Source organism: Sphingobacterium sp. T2 (assembly GCF_000814685.1).
In the GTDB taxonomy this organism is placed as follows: domain Bacteria; phylum Bacteroidota; class Bacteroidia; order Sphingobacteriales; family Sphingobacteriaceae; genus Sphingobacterium; species Sphingobacterium thermophilum.
The window spans coordinates 1-9,688 of sequence record NZ_JXAC01000090.1; the positions used below are offsets into that span (position 1 = coordinate 1).

The window sequence follows — 9,688 nt, forward strand, 5'->3', positions numbered from 1 at the left end:
AAGGGTTAGAGATACAATACCTAACACAGGTGTCCATCAAAGATATACCAGTCTGATGATATTCTCGAATTATATGTGATTTTTTCTTCTATGGTGAATGATTTTTTGGCTACACCTTGCAAGCCTTGCTTGCCATAATTTTGGTAAAGCCTAAGCCAAAATTGTAAATTCGATTTACTTAATCCTTCTCGCTTTGCAAGGCTTCCAATACTGTCTTTACCTCGTAGAATAGTGGTTACTAGACGTAACTTAAAATTGAAATTATACTTCTGTTTTTTACTCATAAAAATGCCCCAAATAAGTGTCTAACTTTTTGGGGCATGTCTATTTTTGGAGGCTTTCGTTTTATTTGAATAAGCCGTAAAGTTCGGCGTCAACTTTTTCGATGATGAAACCCAAATCTTCGGGGTTGTTGGCAAAATCAAGATTATCTTTGTCGAGAATCAACAATTTACCTTCTTTGTAGTTGCTGATCCATTTGTCGTATTTTTCATTTAACTTAGACAGATAATCCAAACGTATGGCCGATTCGTAGTCACGACCGCGCTTCTGTATGTTGCTGACCAATGTAGGCACCGACGCTTTCAGATAGATCAACAAGTCAGGTGGTTTGATATAGTTGATAATGCTGTGGAAAATGTTGCTGTAATTATCAAAATCACGCGCACTCATCAACCCCATATCGTACAGGTTTTCGGCGAAGATGTAAGCATCTTCGTAGATGGTACGGTCCTGTACGATATTGGCACCCTTGTTCTGTAATTCGACGATATGCCTAAAGCGACTATTCAAAAAGAATATCTGAAGGTTGAAAGCCCAACGTTTCATGTCGCTGTAGAAATCCTCCAGATAAGGGTTGTTCTCCACAGCCTCATATTGTGGCTCGAAATTTAAGTGTTGCGCCAGCAGGCCTGTTAGGGTAGTTTTGCCGGCACCGATATTTCCTACTATTGCTATATGCATATCTTGGTTTAATACAGTTTTTTAAGACCAATGATCTCTCTTACTTCTTTAATTGTTTTCTGTGCGCTGGCCTGAGCTTTTTCCGCTCCCATCTTGATAACTTTACTAATATACGCATCATCTTTGGCAATTTCTTCTATACGAGAACGTACGGGCTCGGTAGCGACGACCATATCTTCTGCCAGTTGCTTTTTGAAGTCTCCGTAACGGATTTCACATTTGTTGTACAGCTCTTCGAAATGTGCTAACGTGTCCGGAGAAGAAACTACCTTCATCAGGTCGAACAGATTTTGAATAGGTTCAGCCTTTGGTTGGTTAGGTTCGGTAGGTCCGGAGTCTGTCACGGCACGCATGATTTTCTTGCGTATAGTTTCTGCGCTGTCCGACAAATAGATACAGTCGCATCGCCGTTAGATTTCCCCATCTTTCCTTGTCCGCTCAATCCTGGAACCTTCACCAGATTATCCGAATAGGAGAAGGCAAAAGCTTCTTTGAAATAATCCGTTTTGTAAAGGTGATTGAAACGGTTGGCGAAAGTTCTTGTCATTTCAAGATGCTGTTCCTGGTCTTTACCTACCGGCACTTTCGTTCCGTGGTGAATCAAGATGTCGCAGGCCATCAATACGGGATAGGTCAACAAACCGGCATTGACGTTATTTGGATTTGCACGAACCTTATCCTTGAAGGATGTTGAACGTTCCAACTCACCTAAGTAAGCATTCATGTTCATATAGAGGTATAGCTCTGCCACCTCAGGAACGTCAGACTGTATATATATAGTTGATTTTTCTGGATCCAAACCTGCTGCCAAATATTCTACTACCACATTGCGAACGGTAGATTGCAAATCCTGTGGTGTAGGATGTGTTGTCAAAGAGTGCAAGTCTGCTATAAAAAAGAAGCATTTGTATTCGTCCTGCATTTTGACGAAGTTGCTCAAAGCTCCATAGTAGTTACCTAAATGTAATTTTCCGGTACTTCTAATACCACTAACAACTGTTTCCATATGTTGCGAAAATACACATTTATTCTTTTTTATAGGAATTAAAAAGAAGAGTATAAGTGAATTTTATGTCAAGAAAATTTGTATGTCGAAGAGACTTACAAACCTTTTAAATATTTGTAGATTTCTATCTGGGAGCGGAAGGGAGCTTTATCATTTCTCACGTACGCATTGGAAAGCTCGTTGTCATGAATTCTGGCTTTCACATTGTCTGCAAGCTGTATGTTGAGCATGGTTAGCAGCTGCTTGCGGATGGTTTTATCTTTGATACGTACGGAAGCTTCTATGCGGAAATCTAGGTTACGTGTCATCCAGTCTGCCGAAGAGATGTACATATGTTCTTTACCGCCATGATAAAAATAGAATACTCGGGCATGCTCTAGATACTCATCCACGATGCTGATGGCGCGGATGGGCTGCTTGAAACTTTCTTGTTGCATGGCACAGTATATACCCCGTACGATAAGCTCTATTTTCACTCCATTTTCTGCCGCTTCGTAAAGTTTTTTGATTAGTGCCTTGTCACTTAAGGAGTTTACTTTGACAAGGATATGCGACCTATTTCCTTTGCGAGCCTCTTCGATCTCTTTATCTATGTATTCTTGCAGACGTTGACGCAGCTGTGTGGGGCAGAAGAGCATGGCCTTGTCACCTATAAGATGGCGTTCGATGTCGAGCTTAGGCTTATCTAGGACCAGAAAGACTTTGTCGATGTCCTTCATGACGGATTTGTTGCTTGTCAGTAGGCAGAAGTCACTATATATTTTAGCTGTCATCTCATTGCTGTTGCCTGTACTTACAAAGCCATACTGGATAATATTTTGGCCTTTACGTTTGGTGATGATACACAGCTTGGCATGTACCTTTTTGTTGGGGAAGCAACTAACACTTTGATGCCTTCCATCTCAAAGCGCTCCTTCCAGGCCAGGTTGTTCAATTCGTCGAAGCGGGCACGCAGTTCCAGCATAACCGTAACCTCCTTACCGTTGCGGTGGGCATTGACTAGCGCATTTCCTATTTTGGAGTTGTCAGCGAGTCTGTAGGCAGTAATTTTTATCGAGGTGACATCAGGATCTATAGCCGCCTCGCGCAACATGTCTATGATATGGTCGAAGGTGTGGTAGGGAAAGGCCAACAGGACATCTTTCTTTGTTATTACATCGGCAATACGTTGTTTATTAGCTAGATCCGGATGTAGAAAAGAGCTTCTCTCTTCGGGTTGCGTTATGTTTTTTAAACACATTGGGAAAGTCCAGTAAAGTCTTTGAAGTTATGGATTTTATCTCCCGGGATGATGCTGTCCTGCTTGGAGAGGTTGAGCTTTCTGATGAGGTAATCGAAAAGCTGAGGATTCATGTCCTCATCATACACAAAGCGCGTAGGTTTTCCTTTGCGTCGGTTTTTTATGGCTTTGGTCAATCTTTTCTGCTAAGTCAGTATTGATATCGTTGCCTAGGTCAAACTCTGCATCGCGTGTAATCTTAAAGGAGTGAGCCTGAAAGTCGTCGAACCCAAAGAAGGAAAAGATATACGGCAGATTGAAGCGTATGATATCTTCCAAGAGGATAATATGTCTTTCTTTCTTTGGTGAAGGAAGAATAATAAAGCGGCTTAGATGTTCTGTTGGGATTTCAATAAGGGCGAATTTTACGGCTTCGGGCTGCGAACGTTTGTTCATGGCGATACCCAAGTAAAGTGATTTGTCGCGTAAATAGGGGATAGGACGGTGGTCATCCAAAAGAAGAGGGATGACGTTAGATTCTACCTCTTTGTTGAAATAGGATTTTACGAAACGCTGCTGCTTTTCCGATAGCTCTTCACAGGTTTTCAAGAAAATACCCTCTTTGGCCATTTCTTTTTGAACCTCTTTCCAGATGCGGCCGAATTTTTTCTGCAGCTTGATTACTTTTTTGTTCAGCTCGTCGAGGATGAGCTGCGGCTTTTCGAAGAAGATTTCTTTGGCGTCCTTTTCATTTATTAGGAGGGCGCGCTTCAGGCCGGCGACCCGTACCCTGAAAAACTCATCCAGGTTATTTGAAAATATACCTAGAAACTTTATTCGCGAAAATAAAGGAACCGAAGGGTCTGCAGCCTCCTGAAGGACGCGCTCGTTGAAGCTGAGCCAACTGATATCTCTGGGTATATATTTTCTTGCCATCACACCTTGCCCTTGTAATGAACTTATCTGTTTTTTACCCCTCTACGTTTCAAGATATTGATAGCCTCATAGCGGCTTGTGTCATAGTATGGAGGGTCTATAGATAATTTTGTGGGATACGGTTTTCTTTTGTCGAAGAAATAGATGCGCGTCACGCTGTTGAAGTCGTTGACAGGGAAAAGGTCAGCACAGGCCTCAAAGTTGGCATTGGCAATATCACCTACTGTCACTGCATAGATACGTTCTATTCCTCCTTTGTTCTGTTCGTTGCGAACGAAGGCTACCTCTTCAAAATCTCCCGGAAGGTCTTTGATGTTGGGTTGGCTGTAGGCATCCCAAATCAGATAACCCAATATTAAAATAAGAGGTATGGCAATAAGCCATACCCTTTTGGTTTTCTTCATACTATGTCTTACAAACTAATTTGAATGTTCAACAATTTAAAGAATTCTTTTAGAATTTGTTGGTGTCCAGGCCAAGCAGGTGAGGTTACAAGTTTGCCATCTACCACTGCTTGATCGGCAGGTACGTTTTTCCATGTTCCGCCAGCCAACTCGATATCTGGACCTACGGCCACATAGGCGGTCAATGTTCTTCCTTCGAGTACTTTTGCTGCTGTCAGCACCTGAATGCCATGACATATAGCTGCTACAGGCTTGTCGGCATCGAAGAAATGTTTTACTATTTCAAGGACACGTTTGTTCAAACGGATATATTCTGCCGAACGACCTCCGGCGATATATAAGCCGTCGTATTCTTCGGGATTTACCGCGTCGAAGTCCTTATTGATGGCGAAGTTGTGTCCTCGCAATTCTTTGTATGTCTGATCTCCAGTGAAATCGTGTACTGCTGTAGGCACTACATCTCCGGCCTTGCGATCAGGAGCAATGGCGTCAACGTCTATACCTACGGCACCCATAGCCTGAAAGGGTACCATAGCCTCATAGTCTTCTACGTAATCACCAACTAATAACAATACTTTCTTTGCCATATCTCAATTTTTTTATTTGTTTAACAATAATAATAGTAGTGTTGTATAAATTTTAAATGTTGTTTGTGTTCTCCAATTTTTCTTTCATAAGTTTTTTTGTGCGGCGTACTTTAGCTTCCAGCTGACTTCTATAAAGCATATTGATTACACCCTTACCTTCTTCGAAGTTGTGTTGAAATTCGGGTAGGGAGAAGGTGTCTAGCACTTCGGCACCGTCGAGAGGAAGTCTTTCTGCCGCTATGGACAGCACCGTCTGTCCTCCACGAGCTCCTGGACTTGTAGCCATGAGAAATACAGGCTTGCCGTTGTATATCTTACGTCCTTTGATTCGTGATATCCAGTCTGTAAGGTTTTTGTAAGCGACATTATAATTGCCGTTATTTTCCGCAAAGGATATAAGGATAAAGTCTGCCCAATCTATTTTGGCGGCAAAGTCCAAAGCTTTCTGAGGAATACCTTCTTTAGCTTCCAAATCTTTGGAATACATAGGGACGGAAAAGTCATTAAGGTCGAGAATCTCGATCACATCGTCAATTTCCTTGTAATATTTCGACACACTCGTTACAAACTTTTTGTTAATGGAGTCCGAGCTGTTGCTTGCGCCAAATGCCAGAATTTTCATACTTCTAATGTACTTAAAATTATTCTTTTTCCTGTAATGTGGACGTCAATTTCTGTGTTATAATAAAAAAGGGTTGATAAATACCTATCAACCCTCTTCTTTTATGCTTTTCTGTTGAGTGCCTTACACATTGAAGCGGAAATGCATGATGTCCCCATCTTCTACGATATAGGTTTTGCCTTCGATGGCCATTTTCCCTGCTTCTTTTACCGCTGTCTCGGAGCCGTAATGGATGAAATCTTCGTATTTGATAACTTCGGCACGGATAAATCCTTTCTCAAAGTCTGTATGGATGACGCCAGCAGCCTGTGGTGCTGTAAATCCTTTTTCTATGGTCCAGGCGCGAACTTCCTGTACGCCGGCGGTGAAGTAAGTAGCTAAATTGAGTAGTGAGTAAGCCGCACGAATGAGCTTATGAACCCCGGATTCTTCCAATCCTAGGTCTTCCAAGAACATTTTGCGCTCTTCGTAACTTTCTAGCTGTGCAATTTCTGACTCGATTTGAGCAGAGATAACCAACACTTCGGCTTTTTCGTCTTTCACGACTTCTTTGACACGTTCTACGTAAGCATTTCCAGTAAGGACAGATCCTTCATCTACATTACATACATACATTACTGGCTTTACCGTCAATAACGACAGATCCGAGATATAATCAAAATCCTCAGGGCTTAACGGTGCTGTACGTGCAGACTTGCCGGATTCAAGATGCTCTTTCACCACCGAAAGAATCTCGAATGTTTTCTTTGCTTCTTTATCGCCACCGGTCTTTGCCATTTTCTCTACTTTTTGGATACGTTTTACTACTGTTTCCAAATCTTTAAGCTGTAACTCGGTGTCTATGATTTCTTTGTCGCGGATAGGGTCTACCGATCCATCTACGTGGATAACATTAGGGTCATCAAAACAACGTAATACGTGAATGATGGCATTCGTCGTACGGATATTTCCTAAGAACTGGTTTCCTAACCCTTCCCCTTTGGAAGCTCCTTTTACGAGGCCGGCGATGTCCACGATTTCTATAGTATTAGGGACGATACGCTGTGGCTTTACCAGCTCTGCCAATTTATTAAGACGTGGGTCCGGAACTGTGATGACGCCCACGTTAGGTTCTATAGTACAGAAAGGAAAGTTTGCCGCCTGTGCCTTAGCATTGGACAAACAGTTGAATAATGTTGATTTACCTACGTTCGGTAGGCCTACGATACCACATTGTAAAGCCATAAATTATTATGCTGTAAGATTTTTTAAAAATTTGGGCAAAGATAACAAATAAAGTGCATACTTATTTTATGGGAAACGTTATTTATCGATGGTTGGTTATGCAACAAATAATTTACAGAAAAATTTTATGCTTCATTAATCCTTTCGGCGTATTCGGAGGTCATACTATCAGAAAACAACATTAAGAACTATATCGACTATTTACTATTACAACAAAAGGAAGGTCACCATGAAAAATATACTTTACATTGCGTTACTAGCCGGAGGAATGTTATTTATCAATGAATCGAAAGCACAAGTCAATGTCAGCATCAATATAGGAACACAACCTTTATGGGGACCTGTAGGATATGAGTATGCACGTTTTTATTATCTGCCAGAGATTAATGTATACTATAATGTAGCAACTCGAAAATATGTTTATTGGCAAGGTAAAAAGTGGGTGACCAAGTCGAAGTTGCCAGCACGTTACCGTCATGTGGATCTGTTCCGTACATATAAGGTAGTGATCAACGATCCGGATCCATGGAGATATCATGTGCGCCACAGAGATGCGTATGCACGCTATGCGCATGTAAGAAATCAAGTGGTAATCCGTGATGTGCATCACCACCACAAACCTCATAAACCGGCTCCCAAGCCTAAACACAAACACGACAGAAGAGATAGAAGAAGATAAAATAAAGAAGGGGTTTCAATTACGGAAACCCTTCTTTGTTTGTGGGGCTTTAACTACTTTTTGTCGAAGAAAGGGCTGCAAAAGTTGGAAATTGTATTCATAATTGTGTTAATTTTGTGGAAAATCATACAGATAATGTGGAAGATGTTGAGAGGACTATATAAATTGACTGGAGTAGTCCTCGGTTCGTTGGTGTTGCAGTCGTGTAACAATTTTTCTAACAGTGCTTTAGGTTCCCAAACAATAGATTCTATCTTTAACAAAGATAAGCATACACTAGCCTCTAGGCCTGTGCTTCATGACAAGTGGGATTCTTTGCGCAAAAATCTTATTGTTTTTAAGGTAGATAGCCTTAATCCGGTGGATATCAAAATTCAGCGTAAGCGACTGAAAGATTCACTACGTCGTGAATTTGACAAAAAGCCTAAGCATATATACCTGACTTTCGATGACGGACCATTGGTAGGCAGCAAAGCTATAGATTCTATTGCTCGTGTTAAAAATGTAAAGGTGAATGCATTTGTGGTGGGACGTCACGCTACGATGGGAAAGACGCGTCAGCGCGACCTCAACCGTTATGTGGAGAATCCTTTGGTGGCTGTGTACAATCACAGTTATACGCATGGCTTCAACAGGTTGACAAGCTTCTATGCCAACAGTGACAACGCCTTTGAAGATTTTAAGAAGAATGAAGAGCAGGTGCAACTGTCGGCCAAAATCGCCCGTCTTCCGGGAAGAAATATCTGGATCTATGATAAGGAGCGTAAGATCGATATACCTAGTGCTGCACCTACCGCGGATAAACTGTTTGCGGATGGGTATAAAGTGTTCGGGTGGGATGTAGAATGGCGCTTAGATGGATATACAGGTAATCCTAACATACCTTTGGAAACCGTTTTCCATCGAATTGTCAACTTTATGAACAATAAATCATCGCGAGAGCCGAACAATGTAGTGTTTTTGATGCACGACAATATGTTTCAAACCAAAAAGGGACAGAAGCTCTTAGGTGACCTTATCGATAGTCTCAAAAAGATGGATTATAAATTCGAGTTTATGGAAGACTATCCAATAAAATATTAAAAAAGGGCTTTTAAAGCCCTTTTTCTCTTTTACATTTCTCTTTCAACGTCCTTGTCACCGCGACCGGACACGTTGACTATTGCCAGTTGGTTTTTGTCTTTAAGCACTTTGATAGCCAAGGCTACGGCGTGAGCACTTTCGATGGCTGTAGTGATACCTTCCAGTTTGGAAAGCAGCTTAAACGCTTCCACCGCTTCGGCATCTGTCACGGGATAGTACTTTGCTCTTTGGCTATCCTTCATCTGGGCGTGTTGTGGCGATATTCCGGGATAGTCCAATCCGGCAGCTATAGACTTGGAAGGAATAGGGTTTCCTTCTTCGTCCACCAAACAATACGATTTGGTACCTTGGAAGATAGTAGGTTTTCCAAAAGACAGTGTAGCGGCGGTATTAGGGTAGGTGCCGTCACCACCCCCTTCGGCGCCATGAATTTCTACCGACTCATCCTCCAGAAAGCCGGAGAACAGACCTATGGCGTTGGAACCTCCACCTACGGCAGCGAAGATGCTGTCTGGCAATCTACCCTCAAATTCCAATATCTGTTGCCGAGCTTCTTGTCCAATGACGGATTGGAAGTATCCTACCATTTTAGGATAAGGATGCGGTCCTACGTGAGATCCCAGCAGATAGAAGGAGTTAGGATTTTCGATATAGTAGCCCAGGGCAGCATCCACGGCATCTTTGAGGGTACGGCTACCTAGGTTCGTGGCGATCACCTCGGCTCCCAGTAGCCGCATGCGGCGCACGTTGAGGGCCTGTCGTTCTACGTCGATTTCTCCCATAAATATTTTACAAGGTATACCGAAGATGGCTGCTGCCGTAGCGGTAGCCACGCCATGCTGACCTGCTCCTGTCTCGGCAATGATTTCTGTAGCTCCCATCTTTTTGCCAACAGAATCTGACCTATGCAATTGTTTATTCTTGTGAGATCTCAATCATACGGGTTCTCACAAGATAAACAATTG

General features: G+C 42.2%; 12 protein-coding genes and 2 pseudogenes. 2 read left to right on the forward strand and 12 right to left on the reverse strand.

Annotated features, from left to right (window positions below):
• Positions 1 to 20 precede the first annotated feature (20 nt).
• From SD31_RS06970 to ychF, 11 genes and pseudogenes are all read right to left on the reverse strand, one after another.
• A complete protein-coding gene (locus tag SD31_RS06970) occupies positions 21 to 284 on the reverse strand; it encodes a transposase (protein WP_039053604.1) in 264 nt (87 codons plus the stop codon).
• Between the two features lie 61 nt (positions 285 to 345).
• Complete coding sequence (locus SD31_RS06975) at positions 346 to 963, reverse strand: deoxynucleoside kinase (protein WP_039053605.1); 618 nt, start codon at positions 961 to 963, stop codon at positions 346 to 348.
• 8 nt (positions 964 to 971) lie between these two features.
• Positions 972 to 1,969: pseudogene (trpS, locus tag SD31_RS06980) on the reverse strand (tryptophan--tRNA ligase).
• Between the two features lie 95 nt (positions 1,970 to 2,064).
• A complete protein-coding gene (locus SD31_RS17240; RefSeq protein ID WP_410528246.1) occupies positions 2,065 to 2,688 on the reverse strand; it encodes a phospholipase D-like domain-containing protein in 624 nt (207 codons plus the stop codon).
• A gap of 21 nt (positions 2,689 to 2,709) precedes the next feature.
• Positions 2,710 to 3,209, reverse strand: a pseudogene (locus SD31_RS17245) (phospholipase D-like domain-containing protein); the annotation flags it as partial.
• Entirely contained in the window at positions 3,200 to 3,322 is a 123-nt protein-coding gene (locus tag SD31_RS17250) for a hypothetical protein (RefSeq protein WP_410528245.1), read from the reverse strand. The pseudogene SD31_RS17245 and the gene SD31_RS17250, both read right to left, overlap by 10 nt.
• A 7-nt stretch (positions 3,323 to 3,329) precedes the next feature.
• On the reverse strand, positions 3,330 to 4,124 hold the full coding sequence (locus SD31_RS17255; protein ID WP_231561265.1) for a hypothetical protein: 795 nt from the start codon (positions 4,122 to 4,124) through the stop codon (positions 3,330 to 3,332).
• Between the two features lie 23 nt (positions 4,125 to 4,147).
• A complete protein-coding gene (locus SD31_RS06990) occupies positions 4,148 to 4,528 on the reverse strand; it encodes a hypothetical protein (protein ID WP_039053606.1) in 381 nt (126 codons plus the stop codon).
• 8 nt (positions 4,529 to 4,536) lie between these two features.
• On the reverse strand, positions 4,537 to 5,115 hold the full coding sequence (locus SD31_RS06995; protein WP_039053607.1) for a DJ-1/PfpI family protein: 579 nt from the start codon (positions 5,113 to 5,115) through the stop codon (positions 4,537 to 4,539).
• A gap of 52 nt (positions 5,116 to 5,167) precedes the next feature.
• The gene (locus tag SD31_RS07000; RefSeq protein WP_039053608.1) at positions 5,168 to 5,737 is read right to left on the reverse strand and encodes an NADPH-dependent FMN reductase; all 570 of its coding nucleotides are present in this window, start codon (positions 5,735 to 5,737) and stop codon (positions 5,168 to 5,170) included.
• Positions 5,738 to 5,860: 123 nt separating this feature from the next.
• Positions 5,861 to 6,961 carry a redox-regulated ATPase YchF gene (gene ychF, locus SD31_RS07005; RefSeq protein WP_039053609.1) on the reverse strand — a complete coding sequence of 367 codons (1,101 nt, stop codon included), beginning with the start codon at positions 6,959 to 6,961 and terminating at the stop codon, positions 5,861 to 5,863.
• A 229-nt stretch (positions 6,962 to 7,190) separates the two neighbouring features.
• Here ychF and SD31_RS07010 point away from each other — a divergent pair, with 229 nt between their 5' ends.
• Together SD31_RS07010 and SD31_RS07015 are read left to right on the forward strand one after the other, a co-directional pair.
• Positions 7,191 to 7,640 (forward strand): hypothetical protein, encoded by a 450-nt coding sequence (locus SD31_RS07010; RefSeq protein WP_039053610.1) that lies wholly within the window; start codon positions 7,191 to 7,193, stop codon positions 7,638 to 7,640.
• 135 nt (positions 7,641 to 7,775) lie between these two features.
• A complete protein-coding gene (locus tag SD31_RS07015; RefSeq protein WP_039053611.1) occupies positions 7,776 to 8,723 on the forward strand; it encodes a polysaccharide deacetylase family protein in 948 nt (315 codons plus the stop codon).
• Between the two features lie 29 nt (positions 8,724 to 8,752).
• Here SD31_RS07015 and SD31_RS07020 read toward each other — a convergent pair whose 3' ends face one another.
• Positions 8,753 to 9,604, reverse strand: a complete 852-nt coding sequence (locus SD31_RS07020; protein WP_197053588.1) for a tryptophan synthase subunit beta — start codon at positions 9,602 to 9,604, stop codon at positions 8,753 to 8,755.
• Positions 9,605 to 9,688 lie beyond the last annotated feature (84 nt).

Coding starts and splice junctions, on each gene's coding strand:
- SD31_RS06970 (WP_039053604.1), bottom strand. CDS start 284: ATGAGTAAAAAACAGAAGTATAATTTCAATTTTAAGTTACGTCTAGTA.
- SD31_RS06975 (WP_039053605.1), bottom strand. CDS start 963: ATGCATATAGCAATAGTAGGAAATATCGGTGCCGGCAAAACTACCCTA.
- SD31_RS17240 (WP_410528246.1), bottom strand. CDS start 2,688: ATGAAGGACATCGACAAAGTCTTTCTGGTCCTAGATAAGCCTAAGCTC.
- SD31_RS17250 (WP_410528245.1), bottom strand. CDS start 3,322: ATGAATCCTCAGCTTTTCGATTACCTCATCAGAAAGCTCAACCTCTCC.
- SD31_RS17255 (WP_231561265.1), bottom strand. CDS start 4,124: ATGGCAAGAAAATATATACCCAGAGATATCAGTTGGCTCAGCTTCAAC.
- SD31_RS06990 (WP_039053606.1), bottom strand. CDS start 4,528: ATGAAGAAAACCAAAAGGGTATGGCTTATTGCCATACCTCTTATTTTA.
- SD31_RS06995 (WP_039053607.1), bottom strand. CDS start 5,115: ATGGCAAAGAAAGTATTGTTATTAGTTGGTGATTACGTAGAAGACTAT.
- SD31_RS07000 (WP_039053608.1), bottom strand. CDS start 5,737: ATGAAAATTCTGGCATTTGGCGCAAGCAACAGCTCGGACTCCATTAAC.
- ychF (WP_039053609.1), bottom strand. CDS start 6,961: ATGGCTTTACAATGTGGTATCGTAGGCCTACCGAACGTAGGTAAATCA.
- SD31_RS07010 (WP_039053610.1), top strand. CDS start 7,191: ATGAAAAATATACTTTACATTGCGTTACTAGCCGGAGGAATGTTATTT.
- SD31_RS07015 (WP_039053611.1), top strand. CDS start 7,776: ATGTGGAAGATGTTGAGAGGACTATATAAATTGACTGGAGTAGTCCTC.
- SD31_RS07020 (WP_197053588.1), bottom strand. CDS start 9,604: ATGGGAGCTACAGAAATCATTGCCGAGACAGGAGCAGGTCAGCATGGC.